Annotated in this window: 18 protein-coding genes; 16 read left to right on the top strand and 2 right to left on the bottom strand. The window is 42.6% G+C overall.

The features are described 5' to 3' along the window. The first annotated feature begins 91 nt into the window (after positions 1 to 91). The 10 genes from DWW43_RS00495 to DWW43_RS00450 all read left to right on the top strand — a co-directional run bounded on the left by DWW43_RS00495 (position 92) and on the right by DWW43_RS00450 (position 15,857). The gene (locus DWW43_RS00495; RefSeq protein WP_119962428.1) at positions 92 to 415 is read left to right on the top strand and encodes a DUF6110 family protein; all 324 of its coding nucleotides are present in this window, start codon (positions 92 to 94) and stop codon (positions 413 to 415) included. 29 nt (positions 416 to 444) lie between these two features. Next, positions 445 to 2,526: a heavy metal translocating P-type ATPase gene (locus DWW43_RS00490; RefSeq protein WP_119962427.1), complete on the top strand. Its 2,082-nt coding sequence runs from the start codon at positions 445 to 447 to the stop codon at positions 2,524 to 2,526. A 97-nt stretch (positions 2,527 to 2,623) separates the two neighbouring features. Then, entirely contained in the window at positions 2,624 to 3,187 is a 564-nt protein-coding gene (locus DWW43_RS00485; protein ID WP_044946079.1) for a TetR/AcrR family transcriptional regulator C-terminal domain-containing protein, read from the top strand. A 238-nt stretch (positions 3,188 to 3,425) separates the two neighbouring features. Further along, positions 3,426 to 5,708 carry an efflux RND transporter permease subunit gene (locus tag DWW43_RS00480; RefSeq protein WP_119962426.1) on the top strand — a complete coding sequence of 761 codons (2,283 nt, stop codon included), beginning with the start codon at positions 3,426 to 3,428 and terminating at the stop codon, positions 5,706 to 5,708. Between the two features lie 20 nt (positions 5,709 to 5,728). Next, positions 5,729 to 7,966: a hypothetical protein gene (locus tag DWW43_RS00475; RefSeq protein ID WP_008402681.1), complete on the top strand. Its 2,238-nt coding sequence runs from the start codon at positions 5,729 to 5,731 to the stop codon at positions 7,964 to 7,966. A gap of 616 nt (positions 7,967 to 8,582) precedes the next feature. Beyond that, positions 8,583 to 9,206, top strand: coding sequence for a TetR/AcrR family transcriptional regulator (locus DWW43_RS00470; protein WP_008402680.1), 624 nt, complete (start codon positions 8,583 to 8,585; stop codon positions 9,204 to 9,206). 100 nt (positions 9,207 to 9,306) lie between these two features. Next, entirely contained in the window at positions 9,307 to 10,008 is a 702-nt protein-coding gene (locus tag DWW43_RS00465; protein ID WP_008402679.1) for an ABC transporter ATP-binding protein, read from the top strand. A 1-nt stretch (position 10,009) separates the two neighbouring features. After that, positions 10,010 to 12,739, top strand: a complete 2,730-nt coding sequence (locus DWW43_RS00460; protein ID WP_119962425.1) for an FtsX-like permease family protein — start codon at positions 10,010 to 10,012, stop codon at positions 12,737 to 12,739. Positions 12,740 to 13,512: 773 nt separating this feature from the next. Next, complete coding sequence (locus DWW43_RS00455) at positions 13,513 to 14,802, top strand: dihydroorotase (protein WP_119962424.1); 1,290 nt, start codon at positions 13,513 to 13,515, stop codon at positions 14,800 to 14,802. A gap of 32 nt (positions 14,803 to 14,834) precedes the next feature. Next, entirely contained in the window at positions 14,835 to 15,857 is a 1,023-nt protein-coding gene (locus DWW43_RS00450; RefSeq protein ID WP_347475224.1) for a Gfo/Idh/MocA family oxidoreductase, read from the top strand. Here the strand turns inward: DWW43_RS00450 and DWW43_RS00445 are convergent. Beyond that, complete coding sequence (locus DWW43_RS00445) at positions 15,840 to 16,592, bottom strand: helix-turn-helix transcriptional regulator (RefSeq protein WP_165852992.1); 753 nt, start codon at positions 16,590 to 16,592, stop codon at positions 15,840 to 15,842. The two genes, DWW43_RS00450 and DWW43_RS00445, sit on opposite strands and share 18 nt — an antisense overlap. A gap of 242 nt (positions 16,593 to 16,834) precedes the next feature. Here DWW43_RS00445 and DWW43_RS00440 point away from each other — a divergent pair, with 242 nt between their 5' ends. The 4 genes from DWW43_RS00440 to aguB all read left to right on the top strand — a co-directional run bounded on the left by DWW43_RS00440 (position 16,835) and on the right by aguB (position 21,641). Beyond that, positions 16,835 to 17,452 (top strand): cytidylate kinase-like family protein, encoded by a 618-nt coding sequence (locus DWW43_RS00440; RefSeq protein WP_021944939.1) that lies wholly within the window; start codon positions 16,835 to 16,837, stop codon positions 17,450 to 17,452. A gap of 182 nt (positions 17,453 to 17,634) precedes the next feature. Further along, positions 17,635 to 18,990, top strand: a complete 1,356-nt coding sequence (locus tag DWW43_RS00435) for a Na+/H+ antiporter NhaC family protein (protein ID WP_119962421.1) — start codon at positions 17,635 to 17,637, stop codon at positions 18,988 to 18,990. A 20-nt stretch (positions 18,991 to 19,010) separates the two neighbouring features. Next, positions 19,011 to 20,660: an amidohydrolase gene (locus DWW43_RS00430; RefSeq protein WP_119962420.1), complete on the top strand. Its 1,650-nt coding sequence runs from the start codon at positions 19,011 to 19,013 to the stop codon at positions 20,658 to 20,660. Positions 20,661 to 20,786: 126 nt separating this feature from the next. Further along, complete coding sequence (gene aguB / locus DWW43_RS00425; RefSeq protein ID WP_119962419.1) at positions 20,787 to 21,641, top strand: N-carbamoylputrescine amidase; 855 nt, start codon at positions 20,787 to 20,789, stop codon at positions 21,639 to 21,641. A gap of 72 nt (positions 21,642 to 21,713) precedes the next feature. Here the strand turns inward: aguB and DWW43_RS00420 are convergent, their stop codons facing one another. Continuing rightward, entirely contained in the window at positions 21,714 to 22,019 is a 306-nt protein-coding gene (locus tag DWW43_RS00420) for a DUF1294 domain-containing protein (RefSeq protein WP_347475222.1), read from the bottom strand. A 173-nt stretch (positions 22,020 to 22,192) separates the two neighbouring features. Between DWW43_RS00420 and DWW43_RS00415 the strand changes: the two genes are divergently transcribed. Together DWW43_RS00415 and DWW43_RS00410 are read left to right on the top strand one after the other, a co-directional pair. Continuing rightward, positions 22,193 to 22,699, top strand: a complete 507-nt coding sequence (locus DWW43_RS00415) for a GNAT family N-acetyltransferase (protein ID WP_117807193.1) — start codon at positions 22,193 to 22,195, stop codon at positions 22,697 to 22,699. 472 nt (positions 22,700 to 23,171) lie between these two features. Then, positions 23,172 to 23,855 (top strand): hypothetical protein, encoded by a 684-nt coding sequence (locus DWW43_RS00410; RefSeq protein WP_119962417.1) that lies wholly within the window; start codon positions 23,172 to 23,174, stop codon positions 23,853 to 23,855.

Raw genomic sequence — 23,855 nt, 5'->3', positions numbered from 1 at the left:
TGTGAATAAAATGATAATATACATGCAAAAAAAAGAAATGATGCTATAATGTGCATCAAAATATATTAATACAATCAGGAGGTAAATTATCATGGATATTAAGAAAGTTGGAATATTTGCAGCAGGTTTATTGTTTGGTACGGCAGGTATCAAGGTATTATCAAGCAAGGATGCAAAGAAGGTTTACACAAACTGTACAGCAGCGGCTCTTCGTGCAAAGAAGTGTGTTATGAACACAGCTACAACCATTCAGGAAAATGTAGATGACATTTACCAGGGCGCTAAGCAGATCAATGCAGATCGTGAAGCAGAAGAAGAGGTCGTTGTAGAAGATATTCCTGCAGAGACAGCAGGAGAAACTGCTGAGTGCGCATGTGAGGCTGCAGCAGAAAATACAGAAGCAGCAGAGGTATAAGAAAAATTTAGATAAGAGGATGAGCTGAATTGAAATTCATAATAAAAGATAAGATGAAGGGCAGACTGCGTGTACATATGTGTCAGAATCATATGTCATATGAAGAAGCTGATATTCTTTTATATTATCTGGAGTCTTTTGAACCGGTCAGCTCGGCAAAGGTGTATGACCGGACGGCGGATGCAGTGATCTGTTATACGGGAAATCCGGATATCATTATCGACAGACTTCGCAGATTTCATTATGAAGATGTAAAAGTCCCAAATGGTTATCTGGAACGAAGCGGCAGAGAGACGAATGCGATGTATCAGGAGAAGCTGATCGATAAGATCATCTTCCATTATGCAAGAAAGTGGCTTCTGCCATATCCGATATCAGCAGCTTATACAGGTCTGATGTCTGTTAAGTATATCTGGAAAGGCGTTAAGACTCTGACAAAGGGCAAGATCGAAGTTCCGGTGCTGGATGCAACATCCATTGGAGTATCTGTCTTACGAGGGGATATGAAGACTGCAGGTTCGATCATGTTCCTGCTCGGAATCGGTGAATTGCTTGAGGAGTGGACACATAAGAAGTCGGTCGATGACCTGGCACGTACGATGTCATTAAATGTCGGAAAAGTGTGGTTAAAGACAGAGAATGACGAGATATTGGTTGATTCTGATACGATTGCAAAAGGAGATCATGTCGTTGTCAATGTCGGAACGATCATTCCGTTTGACGGAACTGTCTGTGATGGTGAAGCAATGGTGAATCAGGCATCACTTACCGGAGAGTCCGTATCTGTCAGACGTACGGCAGGAAATGTCGTATATGCCGGAACAGTGGTAGAAGAAGGCTCGCTCATAATAGAAGTAAAAGAGGTATCCGGTTCCAGCCGATATGAGAAGATTGCGCAGATGATCGATGAGTCTGAGAAACTGAAATCCAATCTGGAGGGCAAGGCGGAGCATCTGGCAGACCGTTTGGTGCCGTACAGCTTAGGCGGTACGATACTTACCTATCTGCTTACAAGAAATGTAACAAAAGCCCTTGCGATCCTGATGGTTGATTATTCCTGTGCATTGAAGCTTGCTATGCCTGTATCGGTATTATCGGCGATCCGTGAGGCAGGAAACCGTAAGATTACAGTCAAAGGCGGAAAGTATCTGGAAGCGGTAGCAGAAGCGGATACGATCGTATTTGATAAGACCGGAACACTGACAAAGGCACAGCCTACAGTTGCGGGAGTCGTTTCCTTTAACGGAACAAGTGAAAACGAATTGCTTCGTATCGCTGCCTGTCTGGAAGAGCATTTTCCACATTCAATCGCAAAAGCCGTAGTGGATGCGGCAAAACGAAAAAATCTGGATCATGAAGAGATGCATTCAGAAGTAAAATATATCGTAGCGCATGGAATCTCGACAACAATTGGGGATTCCAAGGCGATCATCGGCAGTTATCATTTTGTATTTGAGGACGAAAAATGTACGATACCGGAGGGGATGGAAGAAGTATTTGAGAATCTTCCGGCGGAATATTCCCACCTCTATCTGGCAATCGATAACGAGCTTGCGGCAGCAATCCTGATCGAGGATCCGTTAAGGGAAGAATCTGCAGATATTGTAGAACGGTTAAAGTCGGTTGGAATCTCCAAGGTCGTTATGATGACCGGTGACTGTGAACGGACTGCAAAGGCGATCGCAGAGCATGTCGGTGTCGATGAATATTATTCAGAGGTACTGCCGGAGGATAAGGCTGCATTTGTAGATCGAGAGAAGGCAGCAGGCAGAAAGGTTATCATGATCGGTGATGGTATCAATGATTCGCCGGCACTTTCAGCAGCAGATGCAGGCATCGCGATCAGTGATGGTGCGGAGATTGCCAGAGAGGTCGCAGATATTACAATCGATGCGGACAGTCTGGATGAGATTGTGACATTGAAGATACTTGCAAATCTCCTTATGAAACGGATTCACAGAAATTATCGTTTTATCGTAGGGTTTAATACCGGGCTGATCGTGCTTGGAGTTGCGGGTGTGATCGCACCGACAACATCTGCACTTCTGCATAATACATCAACCTTGATGATCGGATTAAACAGCATGAAAGACATGTTGCCCGAGTTATAATAGATGTGCTATACTATCTCCATGTGTTTCAGGTGCGGAAGAAAATCTGCATTTTAGACATATGGGGATATTATTATATAGAAAGAGTTATACGAATATGCCGGAATCAAATCTTACAAAGAAAGCGATTGCATTAAGTGCAAAAGAACTGACAAAAGAGAAACCATATGACAAAATATCGATCAGTGATATCGCAGACCGATGTGGAATCAAGAGACAGACATTTTACTATCATTTTCAGGACAAATACGAACTGTTGGTCTGGATCTATTTTAATGAATTATTTGCTCCTAATATGGAGGGGATATCCTTAGAGAACTGGGATGAGAAATTAGGCGCGATCCTCACACAGATGCAGGAGGAGAAAAAGTTCTATATTAACACGATCAAACATGCAGAGGATTATATTATCCAGTATATGCTTGAGGTTGCAGAACAGACCTTTGAAGAGGCAATTGATAAGTTAGACGAGAAATCTCATCTGAAAAACGAGGAACGCGGCATATTTGCCCGGTTCTTTGCATATGGGATCTGTGGGATTATCGTTGAATGGGCAAAGGGTGGTATGAAGATGGCACCGGAGAAGCTGGCTGATTATATGAGGGAGATGCTTGAGAAGTGTAAGCAGGCAGTCTATATATCCGATCATGACAGACAGTAACAGAAGCCGGACAGACCTTGGTGAACAGACAGTACAGAAAATGATAGAATTTATCAGGTGTTCAGGCTTTTTTTATACTTATTTTAGAATGCGTTTTGACATTTCCGGATAAATGTCAAAAAAATTGTCAACCCTAAAATCTTGTATAATTACAAACAAACAAAATAATCATATTCTATGAACGGAAGCAAGAAAAAGGTTTCCGTTCATTTTTTGTATTAACGAAAGGATTGATTCTATGAACAAATTTGGAAAGGCGATCGTAAAGCTTCGTGTACCGATCTTAATTATCAGTATCCTGCTTTTGATCCCGGCAGCGATTGGTTTCTTGAAAACCAGAGTAAACTATGATGTACTTTCATATTTACCAAAGGATATCGAAACCATGAAAGGTCAGGACATTCTGGCGGATGATTTCGGAACGGGTGCTTTCTCCCTGTGCCTTGTAGAAGGGATGGACGATAAAGATGTCGTCAAATTAAAAAAACAAATGGAACAGGTAGACAATGTTGATTCTGTAATCTGGTATGACTCGATTATGGATATTGCTATTCCGGATGAGATTTTACCGAAAGATATCAGAGAGGCATATCGTAATGATGATTGCACGATGATGGCAATTATCTTTAAAACAACAATGTCTTCCGATGAGACAATGGAAGCGATCACTCAGATCAGAAAGCTTGCAAGTAAGCAGTGTTTCATCAGCGGAATGTCAGCTGTTGTAACGGATACCAAGGATCTGTGTGATAAAGAGGTTCCAATCTATGTAACCATAGCAGTTATCTTATCGCTGATCGTATTATCACTGACTATGGATTCCTTCCTCGTACCGATCTTTTTCTTATTAAGTATCGGTATGGCGATTGTATATAACTTGGGAACAAATGTATTTAAAGGAGAGATCTCCTACATAACACAGGCACTTACCGCAGTCCTGCAGTTGGGTGTAACAATGGACTACTCGATCTTCCTGTGGCACAGTTATCAGGAAGAGAAAAAAGTAAATGGCAAAGAGAATAAAGAAGCTATGGCAGATGCGATCGCTTCCACCTTCTCATCCGTTATCGGTAGCTCGATCACAACAGTAGCAGGTTTCGTTGCACTTTGCTTCATGACCTTTACCTTAGGCCTTGACCTTGGTATCGTTATGGCAAAGGGTGTCGTTATCGGTGTTATCTGTTGTGTAACCGTACTCCCATCCATGATCCTGATCTTTGATAAGCCGATTGAAAAGACCTGTCACAGATCTTTACTTCCTAAGTTTGATAAGCTTAGCAAATTTATCGTGAATAAGTACTGGATCTTCCATATCTTATTCCTGATCCTTCTGGTTCCTGCGTTATATGGTTATACACATACAGATGTTTACTATAACCTCGACAGCTCATTACCGGAAGATCTTCCAAGTATTCAGGCAAACCAGAAGCTGGAAGAAGAATTCAATATGAACTCTACACATATGATCCTGCTTGACAGCAATCTGGATGAAAAGAGTATTAATAAAGTTATTTCAGAAATTAAGAATGTCAAGGGTGTTAAGACTGTACTTGGTCTGGAATCTGTAGTTGGTCCTATGATTCCACAGAGTATGATTCCACAGGATTTGAAATCCAAGCTTGACAATGGCGAATGGAAGCTGATGTTAGTCATGTCAGAATACAAAGTAGCAAGTGATGAAGTAAATACACAGTGTGATGAGATCAATACGATTCTTCACAAATATGACAGTAAGGGTATGCTGATCGGTGAAGCTCCTTGTACAAAGGATCTGATCGAGATCACAGATAAGGATTTTAACACAGTAAGTACCGTATCCATCGGTGTTATCCTGCTGATCATCTTATTCGTATTCAAATCAGTATCGCTTCCGATCATTCTGGTATGTGTAATCGAATTTGCAATCTTTATCAATATGGGTATTCCTGCATTTACAAATACAACATTACCATTCATCGCATCCATTGTTATCGGTACGATCCAGCTTGGTTCTACCGTTGACTATGCGATCCTGATGACAACAAGATATAAGAGAGAGAGAAGTAATGGCCTTGCTAAGAAAGAAGCAGTTACAGTTGCACTTCAGACATCTATGATTTCCATTATCGTAAGTGCATTAAGCTTTTTTGCCGCAACCTTCGGTGTTGGCTGTTACTCCGAGATCGATATGATCAGTTCTTTATGTACGTTGATGGCAAGAGGAGCTATCATCAGTATGTTTGTCGTCATCTTCCTGCTTCCTGCAGCGTTGATGTTATTCGATAAGCTGATCATCCATACAACAATCGGATTCAAGGGTATTACCGGCAAACAGAAAGCAGCTTATGCCGGAGCGGGAAATGTTGATCCGGCTTCGGAACAGAAAACGGCAGATGATGATGATTTCCTGAATGAAGACAGACCATTTGCAGAGAAGAAATCCGGAAACTTTGATAACTATGATTTTGATGACAGTTACAGTGACGATGATAAATATATAGATGTAAATAATGATTCCAATGGTCCTGCTGACCGGCAGTAGTAAATTAGGAGGTAATTAGTATGAGTTATAAAAATATGAAAGCAAGAAAAAGATTTATGGCGATCGCTCTGAGTGGTGCAATGATGTTATCCGTTACAGGCTGTGGCAGTACAGCAACAGGAGATGTACAGACATTAGAGAACCCGGAGATCATGAGTAAGAGCGATGAAGAATTGTCAGATGTACTTGAGAATTCTATCGGACTTTCCGAGAATACAGACAGTGATAAAGATGAAACCGTTTACGTTATTGCTGATGCAGCAGGTAATAAGCAGGACGTTATCGTCAGTGAGTGGTTAAAGAACACAGATGGTGAGGCAACCATTAAGGATAGCAGTAACCTGACTGATATCGAGAATGTAAAAGGCGACGAGACATTTACAGAGAATAATGGAGAACTTGTATGGAAGGCAGATGGCAATTCCATTTATTATCAGGGCAAGTCAGAGGAGCAGGTTCCTGTAGAAGTTAAGGTTACTTATTATCTGGATGATCAGGAGATCACACCGGATCAGCTGGCAGGCAAGAGCGGCAAGGTAAAGATGAGATTTGAATATGTCAATAATTCAAAGAGTGGAGATGTATATACTCCTTTCCTGATGGCAACCGGTATGATCTTATCAAATGACAAATTCTCAAATATCAAGGTTGAGAATGGTCAGGTTGTAAATGATGGAAACAACAGTATCGTTGTTGGTATGGGTATGCCCGGCCTTCAGGACAGCCTGGATCTGCAGAAGTTAGATGTTGAGATTCCGGATTACTTTGAGGTTACAGCAGACTGTACAGATTTCTCTCTGGATATGACAATGACGGTTGCTTCTACCGGATTCTTATCCAAGGACAGCGATAACAAGGATCTGAAGGGTGCTGAATCTGATATCAACGAACTGGTCGACACATACAGTGAAGGTATGAATTCTCTGGTATCAGGAATCAAGGACTACACAGATGGTGTGTCTTCTATGTCAGATGGTATCTCACGGGTAAAGACCGGTGCAGATGATCTTTACAAGGGATCTCTTACATTGGCTCAGGGCGTTGACTCAGCTACAACAGGTGCAGGTACATTAAAGGCAGCATTTGAAGGTGATAATGGTGTTTTATCAGGATCAAAGCAGATCAGTGATGGATTGGCAAAGTTAAATAAGGCAGTAAAAGGAATCAACCTTCCAACCAAGACAGAATTAAGTGACAAAGAGAAATCAGCAATCAAGACAACGATCACAAATAATATTACAAATAACCTGACAGCAAACAAAGATAAGATTGCAGCAAGCGTTGACAAGGATGCAGTTTCTGCCGAGGCACAGAAGAATGGTCAGGCAGCAGCACCATCTAAGGATGCGGTTATAAAAGAGGCACAGGCAGCAGCGCCATCTGCTTCTACAGTGGCAGCTGAAGCACAGGCAGCAGCTCCTTCAACATCAACAGTGGCATCCGAAGCATCCGGTCAGTTTGCAACCTATTTCCAGAAATTTGTATCTGCATATGCACAGATGACAGGTTCTCAGCCGGATGATGCAACACTTGCTGCATTACAGGGAGCATTTGCAACTGCATATGGTGATGTATACGGAGCAGCTTATAAGTCAGGTTACGGTACAGCTTATGGTACAGCTTATACATCAGGTTATAGTACAGCATACGGCACAGCTTATACAAATGCATTCACAACCGGCTATGGTAGCGCATATGGTACAGCTTATCAGTCAGCATATGGTACAGCTTATGTAGAAGGTTATAAGTCAGGTTATGCGACAGCATATCAGGATGGTATCTCATATGGTGCAAATCTTGTACTTGGCAAGCTGAGCTCCTTCAGTTCACAGCTTACAACCTTAAAAACAAGTGTAGGAAAGCTTGCAACAGGAGCATCCACACTGAATTCCGGATTACAGAAGGTATATTCAGGAACAAAGGATCTGTATACCGGTATGGTTAAGTTAAATGGTGGTGCAGGAAGCTTGTCCAAGGGTGCAAATACTCTGAAAGAAGGAGCAGGCACATTAAAGGATGGCGCAACAAAGCTTACAGATGCAAGTGGCGATTTAAAGGATGGCAGCAAGCAGTTATCAGATGGTACAGATAAGATCGTTGATGCAGTAAATGATGCAGAAAATGATCTGGATTCTCTGTCAGAGAAGTGTGATAAGGTCATCAAGGCCGGTGAAACTTACGAGTCCTTCGGTGGAATCTCAGATGATATGAAGGGCAGCGTTAAGTTCATCATCAAGACAGATTCGATCAGCAAGTAATTAACAAATGAAAATCGTTTGCCCTATAAAAAGCATTGGTTGGATTTTGTTTACGATTTAAGACAAAAGGATACCTTGTTAGGACATCCGCAGTAGGAAAAAAGAATATAGTTTGACATAGGGGCTCCGGTTTCGCATGTTTTTCAATGAATCAATCCTTGAATATATGCCGGAGCCCTTTTAATGTGTACTAAGTGCATTTCCGGTTTTGTATTCTGAATATGCCGATTACTTCCTCCTGATAAAATCTCTACATGAGACGCACTTGTTTTTCTATTTGAAACACATGCCTGATGCGCACCTGCTCCGTGCTAACTCGATCTTCGATCTCAAACAAGCACCCGCAGATGCTGGCAATGTGTTTCACATTACGAAAAACTGCGTGAGTGTCGTCATGTAGAGGTTTTATTATACGGAAGCAACGGCAATTATGTTATATGAACCGGAAATGCCGGTTGCAACATGTAAAGGCGTCAAGCAGATTTAATGTTTAGCCGAAAATACAGCGGCTGTCATAAAAAAAGCTTGACATATATTTATATTAGATGTAACATAACGATGTTATGTGAATGGCTGTTCATGTGTTGAAATGGAATAGAACTGGTGGTGAGATGAGATGAAGGACGATCGGGAGACAAAAGAAAAGCTGCTTGCAAGCGCAGAGCATGAATTTATGGAGAAGGGCTATCAGGGCGCATCCCTCCGTAATATCTGTAAGAATGCAGGTGTGACGACCGGCGCATTATATTTCTTCTTTAAAGATAAAGATGATATATTTGCTTCACTGGTGGCACCGGTGCTTGGAAGTATCCGTACGATGATGGAAGCACATATGCAGCAGGAGTTGCAGGAGGTAAAAGGCGAGCTTCAGGAGGGGCAGGATGATTTCAGCGATGACGTCTATGCATCCCGGCGGATCATTCATGAACTGTATCAGAACTATGACCGGGTACAGCTTCTGCTGACGAAGAGTCAGGGATCAAGTCTTGCAGGATGTATTGATGAATTTGTGGCATTTACAGAGAAGAATTACCGGATGCTGGCAGACGCACAGGCAAAGGTGTGTGGAGTTTCTGCACCGGATGATTATACGATACACTGGATGGCACATATGCAGATCGATGCATTTGTCCATTTGCTGACACATGAACCTGATGAAGAAAAAGCAGTTGCCCATCTGGGAGACATATTGAAATATCTGCTTGCCGGATGGTATGCACTGTTTCAGAGAGATGAATAGATAACAAAAAGCTATGTGAAATTTTATTTTGCATAGCTAAAAAAATAGTAACAACATAACGGTGTTATGTATGCGCAAAAAATAACAGGAGGAAGCGAGTATGTATTTAGAGGTATCAGATGTAAAAAAAAGTTATGGAGAAGGTGGAAGCTACATACAGGTTTTAAAGGGAGTATCCCTTCAGGTAAAGCAGGGCGATATGTGTGTCATTCAGGGAACCAGTGGTTCCGGTAAGTCTACGTTATTGAACTGTATCGGTGGACTGGATACGATCGAGTCCGGTTCGATCAAGGTGGATGGAACCGAGATTGCAGGTATGAAAGCAGATGAATTATCCGATTACAGGAGAGATTATCTGGGATTTATCTTCCAGTTCTATAATCTGGTACCAAACCTTACCGTGCGGGAAAATATTCAGGTCTGTGAATATCTGACAGATCAGCCGCTTAATATGGATGAGTTGCTTGAGATACTGGGACTGACAGAGCATCAGAATAAGTTTCCGGCACAGTTGTCCGGTGGTCAGCAGCAGAGATGTGCGATCGCAAGAGCACTGATCAAAAATCCGAAGCTGCTCTTATGTGATGAACCGACCGGAGCACTCGATTCCAAGACATCAAGGGATATCCTGATCCTTCTGGAGAAGATCAATGCGACCTATGGAACGACAATGTTGATTGTAACGCATAATAATTCCATTAAGAATATGGTCGATCAGGTTGTGATCGTAAAGGATGGTCAGATTAGGAAAGATTATTACAATGAGACAAAGGTACCGGCAGCAGAATTGGAGGATTTGTAAGATGCAGAAAGTATTGAGAAAAAGGATTTGGAGAGATTTCAAAAGCAACCTTCCAAGATATCTGGCATTGTCCCTTCTGATCATACTTGCCATGTATCTGGTAGTCAGTCTGGTCGGCGCAGCAGAGACGATCATTCGCGGAAGTGAGAATGCTGACAGCAGACAGTGTGTTGAGGATGGAGATTTTTCATTGTTCGTACCGATGAAGGATGAGGAAATGGAAGATCTGGAAGCAGATGGTGTGTCGATCGAGCCACAGTTCTATATGGACTATGAGATCGACGAAGATCATACGCTCCGTATCTTTGCAAACAGAGATAAGATCAATAAGATTAATCTGGTAAAAGGTACACTTGCAGAAAAGAAAAATGAGCTGGTGGTAGAACGCCAGTTTGCAGAGAAGAATAATATATCATTAGGTGATGTGCTTACATTTGGCGGACGGGAATTTACCATTACCGGAATCGGGACAACACCGGATTATGATAACGTATTAAAATCTCTGGGAGATACCGGATGCGACTGCCTGCATTTTGGTACAGGATTTGTTGCAGCTGACGTATACGATACACTTCGTGCAGAAGAAAAAAGTATAAAGTCAGAGGAATATTATTATGCATACCGGTTAAATGGTGCTATGACGGATGATGAATTAAAAGACCGTCTGGAGGATCTGGAGTTCTCATCAGGAGATGTAGAGGATCCATTTTTCCAAGAATACTGGGATCGTACGATGGGAAAGAAGGACGATCTGACAGATGGTATTCAGGAGCTGTTAGATGGAGTAAAAGAGTTAAAGGACGGACTTGCTGAACTGACCGATCATAATTCAGAATTAACAGATGCATCGGGAGAAATCTTTGAGGCTTATCTGAAGGAGGCAAATAAGACCTTAAAGAATTATGGTGTAGAAGAACTGACAAAGGATAATTTTGAGACTGTTCTGCAGACTGAGATTGATGGTGCAGACAATGCAATTCTGCGTTTCTCTTATAAAGATCTGTTGTCACAGTTAAAGGAGCTTAAGGCATTTGACGATGGAATTATAGAATATACAGACGGAACAAAAGAAGCTGAAGATGGTTCCAATGAACTGCTGGATGGTATTCAGGAGTTAAAGGATGAGACAGATGATATGATCGATGACATCTTCTCAGAGGATGCACAGAACCTTATGACTTTTGTAAAGGCAGGGGATAATGCGAGAATTCAGGCGGCTTCCGGTGATCAGGAATTATACCGGAGCGTTGGTACGATCGCAGGTGCGATCCTGTTGATCCTGATCTCTTATGTATTATCAGTGTTCGTTGTACATTCGATCGATCAGGAAAGTGCCGTTATCGGTGCGTTATATGCACTTGGGGTAAAGAGAAAGAATCTGATGGCACATTATGTAACACTTCCGACTGTGATCACATTTGTTTCAGGTCTGATCGGAACACTGCTTGGATATTCAAGCCTTGGTGTGCCGATCCAGATGCAGGACTGCTACAACTATTATTCCCTTCCGGATCTGGATGTTATCTATATGCCATATCTGTTCATTTATGGAATCGTGGTTCCACCGGTTATTTCTATAATCGTTAATTCACTGGTTATCCGAAAGAGGCTGTCGAAGCCGGTTCTTACAATGATCAGGAATGAGCAGAAGGTTGGTAATGGTAAGGATATAAAGCTTGGAAATATGAGCTTCATGAATCTGTTCAAGATCCGCCAGATGCTTCGTGAGAGCCGTACCGGATTTACGGTAGTATTTGGAATGTTTGTAAGTCTTCTGCTGGCGATGATGTCACTGGAGATATATACTTACTGTGCGAATGTAAATCGTGATTATGTAAATGATACAAAGTATGAGTATATGTATACCTACAAATATCCGACAGAGGAAGTTCCAGAAGGTGGATATGAGGCATATGCAAAGACACTGAAAAAGAAAATTTACGGTTATAACTTTGACATAACAGTTATGGGACTGACAGAGAATAATCCGTTCTTTGATGTGAATCTGTCAGATTCATCCAGTAAGGTTGCGATCAGTTCTTCGATCGCTTACAAATACGGTCTGGATGTTGGTGATACTCTGACACTAAAGGATGATGAAGCAGATAAGATCTATGCATTTGAGATCGCATCTGTTGCGCAGTATGCTCCATCCTTTATGGTATTTATGCCATATGACAAGGCGCTTGAGTTATTCGACGAACCGGGGGATTATTTCAATGTTGTATTTTCCGACCATGCACTCGATGTCGAGACCGGAAGATTATATGCAACAACGACAAAGACCGATGTGAAGAAGGCTGCCGGTATCTTCTCGGATATAATGCAGGGAATGATCCTTACAATTGGAGGAGTATCTGTTCTGATCTTCATTGTTGTTATGTATCTGATGATGAAGGTTATGATAGATCGGTCTTCTTTCAACATTGCGTTGATTAAGATCTTCGGATACCGGAATAAGGAAGTGAAGAAGATGTATCTGGATGGTAATTTCTATATCATAACGATAGGGTCATTGATCTCGATTCCACTGACCAAATGGATCATGGATGTGGCTTATGAGCCTGCCTTTGTTCCGAATATTGCCTGCGGTATCGACAAGTCCTTCCCATTCTGGATGTACCTTGCCATCTTCGCAGGTATCCTGATCCTGTACTTCATCATCAACCATCTGCTGATCCGCAGAATCCGCAAGATGGTGCCTGCTGAAGTGCTGAAAAACCGCGAGTAGGAGAAAGGGTGAGAAATTGTCTCTATCAGTTACAGCTGCAAGATATATGCACTACAGAAAACATGCTCATTTTTCTATTCGAAACACATGCCTGATTCGCGTCTGTTCTGTGCAAACTCGCTCTTCGAGCTCAGACATGCACCCACAGACGCTGGCAATGTGTTTCGCATGACGAAAAATAGAGCAATTGTTTTCATAGCAGTTGCATATATCCTGTAGCTGTAGCAGAAGGAAACAATTTCTCGCTATAGCTATAAGTTATATAACTTGCTGGAAATATATATGTATTTTACTTAAAATATATAATGCTACTTTGGAAATTCAATGGACTCAGTCATTATTTAGAAGAATCAGAAATTACCATTTACAGTTGTATGATGCATACTGGCAGAAGAAAATTACAGCCATCAGTTCCCACTGTATGCTATATCACTGTTCAAAAAACAATTGCTCAGTTTGTCTCTATTTGAAACGCATGAGATAACTGCCAGTTATTACGATATGAATATATCATTGTGCAGAAAATTATTACTCGCTTTTTCGTTATTTAAAACACATTGCCAGCAACTGCGGGTGCATGTTTGAGCTCGAAGAGCGAGTTTGCACAGAGCAGTTGCGAATAGGGCATGTGTTTCAAATAGAAAAACGAGTATATTTTTGCACAATGATATATTCATACCTATACAACTGGCAGTTGTCAGAAAAAGTGGGTCTGTGGTAAACTGGCAGTGCAGGCAGTTGCCTGCGGATAGTATATATCAGGAGGATATTACATGATATTAATAAAGAACGGTAGGGTCGTTGATCCTGTGACAAATACAGATCGGAAGCTGGATGTGCTGGTTGATGGTGCGGTGATCACAGAAGTGGAACAGCAGATAGATCTGGAAGTATGCAGGGAAAAGTATGGTACAGGTGATGTTCGCGTGATCGATGCGGAAGGTCTGGTGGTTGCACCGGGGCTGGTCGATACACATGTACATTTCAGAGATCCGGGCTTTACTTATAAAGAGGACATCGAGACCGGAGCAGAGGCTGCCGCTTATGGCGGATTTACGACGGTTATCTGTATGGCAAATACAAAGCCGGCAGTTGATAATGTAGAGACACTTGAGTATATTCAGAGAAAAGGGGAAACAACCGGGATCCATGTGATCCAGACGGCGACCGTTACAAAGGATCTGAAGGGAAAAGAACTTGTAGATATGGAACTGCTGGCAGAACATGGTGCTGCCGGATTTACAGATGATGGTATCCCGATCATGGATGAAGAAGTTTTAACGGAGGCAATGCTTCGTGCGAAAGCGCTTGATCTGCCGATTAGTCTGCATGAAGAAGATCCTGCATTTGTAAAAGGTGCAGGTGTGAATATGGGAACGGTATCCGAGCAGCTTGGTTATGGTGGGGCTTCCAGAACAGCAGAGGATGTCATGGTCGCAAGAGACTGTATCCTTGCACTTCATACAGGGGCATCTGTCTGCATCCAGCATATCAGTTCCGGAAATTCCGTTGAGTTAGTAAGACTTGCAAAGAAGCTTGGTGCGGATGTCCATGCAGAAGCAACACCACATCATTTTACACTGACAGAGGATGCGGTTCTGACCTATGGAACAATGGCAAGAATGAACCCACCGGTCAGAGAAGAAGCAGACCGGTTGAAGATTATTGAAGGTATTCAGGACGGCACGATCGATATGATCGTAACCGATCATGCACCGCACAGTGCAGAAGAAAAGGCACGTCCGATGGCACAGGCACCGAGTGGGATCACAGGCCTTGAGACATCACTGGCACTGGGAATCCGTTCACTGGTACAGCCGGGCTACATCACACTTATGAAGCTTATGGAGCTGATGAGTAAGAACCCGATGGAGTTCTACCGGATGACACCGGGCAGCATCCAGGCAGGAGCACCGGCCGATATTGTGATATTTGGAGAAAATGAAGAATGGATCGTTGAACATTTCCATTCCAAAGCCTCGAATTCACCGTTTCTTGGCTGGACACTTCCGGGAAAGCTTCATTACACGATCTGCAACGGTAAGATCGTAGCAGAGAACTAGAACACAGGGGATACGGGTACATACAGGGAATCATACATTTTTTTGCACAGGAGGAAGAAGAAATGGCAAAAGAATTAAGATGGGCAGTACTTGGTACAGGTGTAATTGCAAATGAAATGGCACAGGCACTGGAACAGATGGGTAAATCCTTATATGCGGTAGGAAACCGTACCCATGAGAAGGCAGTTGCATTTGCGGAGAAATATCATGTAACAAAGGTATATGATGATTTTCATGAGATGTTTACAGATCCGGAGATCGACATTATCTATATTACAACGCCGCATAATACCCACATTGAATTCCTGAGACAGGCACTTGCAAACGGCAAGCATGTATTGTGTGAGAAGTCGATCACGCTGAACAGTGATGAATTAAATGAGGCATTGCAGATCGCAGAGGAGCATCATGTGATACTGGCGGAAGCCATGACGATCTGGCATATGCCATTATATAAGAAATTATGGGAGATCGTATCATCCGGTGAACTCGGAAAGGTTCAGATGATACAGTTGAATTTCGGAAGCTATAAAGAATATGATATGAATAATCGTTTCTTTAACATCAATCTTGCCGGTGGTGCATTGCTTGATATCGGAGTATATGCACTCAGTCTGATGCGTAGCTTCATGGCAGAGACACCGGATCAGGTGATGAGTCAGGTGCGGTTCGCACCGACAGGGACGGATGAGCAGGCAAGCATCATCCTGATGAATAAAGAACAGCAGATGGCGGCTATTACGTTGTCCATGCATTCAAAGCAGCCAAAGCGTGCAATGATCAGTTGTGAAAAAGGGTATATCGAGATCATGGAATATCCAAGAGCTGATAAAGCGATTATCGTAGATGCTGCAAGCGGAGCAGTTACACCGGTAGAAGCCGGTGAAACAAAGCGTGCGCTTGAATATGAGATGCGGGATATGGAAGAAGCGGTACAGTCCGGAGATGTAAGCCGGATGCAGATGCCTTTTACCAGAGATGTCATGAACATCATGACAGACCTTCGAAAGAACTGGGGCTTAGTCTATCCGGAAGAATCAGGAAAGACGGAGTAGATCCCATTTTGATGAGGCTCCGGTCTTACGGAAGATATTCTGTAAGTGCTTCTGGATCGTGTTCTCACTGATCCCAAGAGTGGCTGCAATCTCATCGTTATTTGCAAATGAAAAGATCAGAGACAGGATCTCTGTCTCTCGTGGAGTAAGGTCATAGCCTTTTGCAAGTGCCGGGATACGGTTTGCAAGAGCGGTATGGCCTTTCTCTTTTTCCGGATATAGGATCTGTTCATAGGTTACGTTGATATGCTTGCCAAGAGAACGGAAGAAGAACATATCATCGTCTGTAAAATCCCCATCGATCTTGGTCCGAAACAGCGTCAGGATACCGGAGAATTCTCCACTGCAGATCATGCTGTACTGTAAGGAATCGTAGACATGGAATTTCTGATAACAGTGCTGATAGAGAGAAGAGTTCAGACGGACATCATCATTTACCAGATCGCTTTCTCTTACAAGCTGGGATTCCCGTACATTGTTGATCCAGAGCAGATGATCCTCACTCATATGATCGATGTAGAGCAGTTCTGCTTCATAGAAATAATCAGGAAAGCAGACCGGAGTCGGTACGATCTCAGTTCGGTTTTCCGGATTGACGGAGATAATGCTCGCATAAGTAAATGGGATCAGCAGGCGAAGCCTTGGGAGAAATTCATCTCTCAGTGCTTCATAGGATTTACATTGGTACAGCGTATATACGATATCGTTATAGATCAGAAAGTTGTTCTTTTCCATTGTGGGTCTCCTTCGCGTGAAATGATGTTGATTTTCAGGCAGATGCCAAGACTGCTTCATTTGCGTAGCAAGCCATCCGGTTGAAAGTTATATAAATACAATTATATATTGCAAAATACTTGTTTTCAAGTATATACTACTGAAAATGATTAGCATTTACCTCAAATTAATAATTGAAAAACAGTAGGAAATTGAGATAAGCTATAAAATGAAAAAGAGATCAGAGAAAGGAAGCGTTGCGGATGAAGGATAAAAAATATGTTATAACAATTACGAGACAGTTCGGAAGCCTTGGAAGACCAATCGCAAAACTGATGGCAGAACAACTGGGAATAGAGTATTACGACAGAGATATCGTGGATCAGGCAGCCAAGCAGTTGAAGCTTCCCGCTTCTGTTGTAGACGAAGAAGAAGAAAGCGCAAAGAAGATCTTCAAGAATCCGTTTTCCAGAATGGTACTTCCGCTTGGCGGTGGCACGAACAGTACCCAGGATGATATTTTTGATGCACAGCAGAATATCATACGATTTCTTGCAGAGAAAAGCTCATGTGTGATCGTTGGACGCTGCTCTGACTTTATCTTAAGTGAGATGGACAATGTGATGAATATATTCATCTATGCTCCGTACCCAGATCGTGTTGAGAATTGTGTGAATTCGATGGGACTGGAAATCGATGAAGCCCGTAAGATGATCGTAGCCGTTGATGAGGCGCGTGATTCCTATCACATGAATTATGCCGGATATAAGCCGGGAGACATCAATCATTGTGATATCCTGATCAACAGCAGCCTGCTTGGTGTAGAAAATACCGCAAAGTATCTGGCAGAACTGGTACGTGAGAAGTTTATCAGTGATTAATAAGGATTAGGCGTAATTAAAATTAAGTAGAAACTTATCATATATAATAATTGTAAATAAGTAAATGGAATTGTAAACTAAAAGCAGTTGATACGAAGGCGTATCTGTAATGTCATACGGCATTGCGGATACGCCTTTTTCGTTTTACAGGAAAAAATACAAGACAGAAAGGAAGAATGGTTATGACACATGGCTTAGTGGCACTGTTAATAGTGCTGATCGTAATTGTCGGTTCGATACTGACACATCGCTGCGAAGAATTTATGATCGGGGGTTCTCTGGTCGGCGCGGCATTATTATTTAAAGGTTCATTTCTGACACAATGGTGTACGATGCTTCAGGAGACGATTTCGGAAAATGTCTGGATCGTTGTAGTATGCGGATTGTTCGGCAGCCTGATCGCCTTACTTCAGACAGCAAAGGGAAATTATGGTTTTTCTAAGTTGGTTTCCAAATTATGTAATTCAGAGCGAAAGACATTACTTACCACATTTATACTTGGTATATTGATCTTTGTAGATGATTATCTGAACGTTTTATCGATCGGTGCCTGTATGAAGGGTGTTTATGATAAACGTAAGATACCGAGAGAGACACTGGCGTTCATGCTGGATTCCACAGGTGCTCCGGTTTGTGTACTTCTTCCGTTTTCAACATGGGCAGTTTTCTATGCAAGCCTGTTTATTGATCAGCCGAGTGTGCAGGCATACGGATTCACCTCCGGTATGAAAGCGTACTTAAGTGCCATTCCATTCTGTTTTTATCCAATTATTATATTATTGATCGTATTTTTATTCTGTATGGGAATCATGCCAAAGCTTGGTGGTATGAAGAAAGCATATAAGCGTGTAGAGGAGACCGGAAAGGTCTACAGTGATGCCAGCAGAAAGTACAATCATGAAAACCGTGCAGGTTATGAAGAAGACGGAAATATCTGGGATTTCGTTATTCCGATGGCAGTCCTTGTAGCAATCGCCATTATCACAGGTGATCTTCTTCTGGCAGTTGTACTTGCGATCGCATGTTGTATGCTGATGTATCTTCCAAGAAAGATTATAGCTGCAAATGAGTTCTTTGGTGTGATCGTAAAGGGATTTGCGGATATGCTTCCAACCCTTACCTTACTGGTACTTGCATTCTTATTGCAGAAGGTAACAGAACAGCTTAACATGACAGATTACATAATCGATCTGGCACAGCCGTTATTAACAGGCTCGCTATTCCCGATGATCACATTTATCCTTGTTGCGGCGCTTTGTTTTGCAACCGGATCCTTCTGGGGCATGAGTGCAGTCGTTGCACCGATCGTATTCCCGCTTGGCGCAGCAATCTCCGCAAACCCGGTTCTGATCATGGCAGCAATTATCTCCGGTGGTGCATTTGGAAGCCATGCATGCTTCTACTGTGATGCAACGCTTCTGTCATCGAACAGTGCAGGCATTGATAATATGGAACATGCAGTATCCCAGCTTCCATATGTTATGATCGCAGCTATGTTGTCAATCGTTGGCTTTCTGATCTGTGGATTTATAGTTTAGAGTAAAAGGGGGCATGTGATATGGCAGAATATATTATAAAGAGCCGAGCAGTATTTGATGGTCGGGCGGATAGCTGTAAGCCGCTTGCTGTCTGGATCAAAGATGACAGGATAAAGAAGCTCCTGTCATATGATGAGACAAATGCCGTTCCGGCGGATGTTCCGATATACGATATGGGTGACAAGCTTGTCATGCCGTCCTTTATCGATGCACATACCCATATATTTACCGGAGCGGTAGCCGCAAGTGAATATGTATGCAACACGTTGGATGCCTGCCATTCGGAACAGGAATGTGTGGAGCAGATGGCGGCATATGTAAAGGCGCATCCCGGACAGAAGCGAATCCGTGGAACTGGATGGTTTATCGGGAACTGGACGGAGGATCGTATGCCGGACAAACGAAGTCTGGATGCATATTTCCCGGATACTCCGGTATATCTGGAATGTGCGGATGCACACAGCATGTGGCTGAATTCAGCAGCACTTGCTGAAGCCGGGATCAGACCGAACCCGAGTCTTGCAAATGGCATGATCGAGACTTACCCGGATGGAGAGCTTACCGGAATGTTGATCGAACCGGAAGCCTATGCGCCCGCCATGGAAAAGTTCATGGATTTTACGGATGAAGAAATGACAGAAATACACAGACATTTCAAACAGGTACTTGCGGAGAACGGAGTTGCAGGCTTAAGTGAGATGTTTGCAGAAGATTATACAGAAGAGACTTATAAGAAATATGAATTGCTGAAAAAGCTGGATGATGAAGAAGGGCTGTATGCAAATGTATATGTCTACACGAAGTTATTTGGCTATACCTCATTTGAAAAGTTTTTTGAGATGAAGGAAAAACTGGATTCCAGACATTTTCAGATCACCGGTTTAAAGGGGTTTATTGATGGGGTGACGGAGACTTATACCGGACTGCTCTTAGAGTCATATACAGACCGTCCGGATACCTGTGGGGAGAAACTTCCGCTCTGGCCGAGAGCGAAGATGCAGGAGGAGATCACTGCGGCAAATGAGGCAGGCATACAGGTCAGACTTCATTGTATCGCAGATGGTTCTGTGCGCATGGCGCTTGATATGTACGAGGAAGCGGGAAAAAGAACCGGAAGAAAGGATCTCAGAAATACGATCGAGCATATCGAAAATATTCATCCCGATGATATCAGGAGATTCAAGGAACTGGATGTGGTTGCGTCGATGCAGCCGTATCATCTGATCCTGTCCAATAATGACAAGATCGTGCGGCTTGGAAAGAAGCGGTGCAGATACGAATGGCCGATGAAAAGCATCACAAACACCGGAGCAGCATTTGCAGTTGGAACGGATTATCCGGTTGTAGGCTTAGATCCATTTCAGACAATCTATGCGGCTGTGACCAGAAAGGATGCTGACGGAAGATTATCCGGTCAGAATCCGTGGGAAGTCATTGATATGGCGACAGTCTTAAAAGGATATACTTACGGAGCCGCTTACGTCTATCAGGCAGAAGACCGAACCGGTTCTATCGAGGCAGGCAAATGCGCAAATCTTATCGTGCTGGATCAGAATCTGTTTACGATCGATCCGGAGATGATACCGGATACCAAAGTGCTATGGAATATATTTGAGGGTCAGACGATATATGACAGACTGAATAATCTGGCAGGTGCGAGTGGAATATAAGCCGTTGAAAACAGACAACCGGCGGAAGATAGATTTGGCAGATGTAAGTAGAAGGTAAGCCGGAAATCAATGGCAGAAAATATAGGATAAAGAAATAAGATGTTCTGATAACAGGAGGATATGAGTATGAGAAAGGTAAAGGTAGCAGCTACACAGATGAGCTGTAGCTGGAATAAAGAAGAAGTGTTGGATAAGGCAGAGAAGCTGGTTCGGGAGGCAGCAGCAGAAGGAGCAAATATTATCTTGTTACAGGAATTATTTGAAACTCCGTATTTCTGTCAGAAGCAGAAATTTGAATATTTTGATCTGGCAAAGCCGCTTTCAGAAAATGCAGCAGTAAAACGATTTACCGAGGTTGCAAAAGAGCTTCAGGTTGTTCTGCCGATCAGCTTTTATGAAAAGGCAGGAAATACAGCATTTAATACAATAGCGATCATTGATGCAGATGGAACGATCCTTGGAACATATCGTAAGACCCATATCCCGGATGGACTTCCATATGCGGAGAAGTTTTATTTTACACCGGGAGATACCGGATTTAAGGTATGGAAGACAAAATATGCAGATATCGGCGTTGGCATCTGCTGGGATCAATGGTTCCCGGAGGCTGCCAGAAGCATGGCACTTCTTGGTGCAGAGCTGTTGTTCTATCCGACTGCGATCGGAAGCGAGCCTACATTAAATGTTGATTCCAAGTCACACTGGCAGCACGCGATGCAGGGACATGCAGCAGCCAATATCATGCCGGTGATCGCATCGAACCGTATCGGAACCGAGACGGACGATGAATCCTCGATGACATTTTATGGTTCTTCCTTTATCGCAGATCAGACCGGAACGATCGTGGAGGAGGCAGACCGTGAGACAGAATCTGTACTTATCCATGAATTTGATCTGGATGCGATCGCACAGATGCGTAGAGAATGGGGTGTGTTCCGTGACCGCAGACCGGAGATGTACGGAACGTTGATGCATCATTAATATGACTTTTATAGGATAGCCGTTATTTATGAATAGCTGATATTCACAAATGATCATAAAAGCAAAAATATTTCAAAGATATTTTATGTATAAGATCACGCACACAAGTTCAAGAATGAAGATTGCAGGAAGCCCAATGTAGAATTTGGGCTTCCTGATTTTATGTCGGAATAACAGCATACCAAGAATCGCACCAAAGATTCCGAACACTCCGGCGAGGATCAGGTGGGCTTCCGGGATGCGCCACTTGTGGTGGATGGCTTTCCATTTGTCGATGCCATACAGGAAAAATACGATCAGATTGATCAGGATATATGTACTTAAGAATAAATGATCTTTTATCAGTTCAAATAACATATGTGGTTGTACTCCTTTCATCCGTACAGACTGCTTTCACAGAGAAGAAGTTCGTTCCTTCGCAGTTTCCAGTCAAGCAGATTTTCATTATATGCATTTTAAGATGATTTTTGTGGATTGTCTATATTTATATTCTTGAAGCCTGTTTGATACGGGCTTATAATGATGCATAAAATAAGAAAGAAGGACGAAAGATGAATATACAGATCAGAGAATATAAAGATTCAGACATACAGGAGATGAACCGCATCTGGAACCGTGTGGTAGATGATGGAGTTGCTTTTCCACAGGAGGATGACCTGACAGAGGAGACAGGCAGGGGATTCTTTGCAGGCCAGACCTATACTGCGGTGGCAGAGGATACAGACACAGGAAAGGTGCTCGGACTTTATATCCTGCATCCAAATAATGTCGGACGCTGCGGTCATATCTGCAATGCCAGCTATGCGGTAGATGCGGATGTAAGAGGACTTCATATCGGAGAGAAGTTGGTGTCTGACTGTCTGGTACAGGCAAAGGCGTATGATTATCTGGTGCTGCAGTTTAATGCGGTGGTGGCTACAAATGTGCATGCAAGACACCTCTATGAGAGGCTTGGATTTACGCAGCTTGGAACGATTCCGGGTGGTTTTCGCATGAAGGATGGACATTATGAGGACATCTGCCCATATTACTTTGACCTGCGTGAACTTGGCAGATGATCGTTGTTAATTGAAAATTGATTTCAGACATGGAATGTCGGTCAGATAATATAATGCAAGACAGTAAAGATTTCTATTCGGTTCGTGCACTGATTTGTCAGCAGTCGCCCAAACTTGTCCTTATGGACTCAAACATGGGCTTGATGCTGACGGTTAGCACAAACCTCATAACGAAATCTTCGCGATATCTTAACATTTTATATTGCTTTTATTTTGTATCGGAACATTTAAAATATTAGCATGCTGCAATTATCTTATCTGCCAAGTCTTTATGGATCAAAGTAATATGTTTAATAAAATATAATTTAAGAGCTAAGACAGTATGTGGCAGAAATATATAATGAAGAAAGCAGGATGTTTTCTTTACACAAGTCAATTAAAATGGTAAAATAATTAATGTGCGTAATAAGAACGATATAATTTATTTGATGTGTCAAATAAGACTTTAGAATAGAAATCAGGATAGATAATCATGTTTAAATATAGATTTTTTCAGGTGATCCTTGCGATCGCAGTTGTAATGCTGATTGTGTCGTCTGCGGTGTTTATCTCATTCCAGGGAGTGAATATCAGTGAGGCAGAGTACACATCAGAGATGACCGGACGAACATTTGAGACAGATGGAGCAGATGGTTCGGAAACTGCTCTGACGGAGTTCGAGGCGTGGTTGGAGTACAGTATCATTGCGGATGGACTGAAGGAAACCGGAAATAATGTTGATTTTGATAAAGGAAATGTGAAGCTTTACGACTATAACCTGACGCAGCTTAGACAGTTGAAGAAGGTGAAGGATGAGGCGAAACGAATGATGTTCCTGTCGGTGATCCTGCTTATCATAGGATTTCTGGCAGTAAAGAAAAGACGAATGTATGAATGTGTCGTATGGGGCGGCGTTGCAGCAAGTGTGATCGGAATGGTATCGCTGATCCTGCTTGCGGTATCCGGAAGCGGCATTTTCTATGGTGTTCGTGAGATGGTATTTAAAGGCAGGTATGATGTATTTTTCTCAGGGGATGACAGACTGATCTCGCTGATCCCGGATAATCTGGGACTTCGGATGTTCTTGATCTATACAGGAGTGATACTTGCCGGACTTGTTATAACGATCATAGTACGACTGATAAGCTGGCGAAAGACACAGCCACACAAATTCTAA

This window comes from Clostridium sp. AF15-41, from assembly GCF_003604095.1.
Lineage (GTDB): Bacteria > Bacillota > Clostridia > Lachnospirales > Lachnospiraceae > Coprococcus.
Note: the sequence above shows the minus strand (reverse complement) of the source record. Positions and strands in the feature narration are given on the sequence as shown.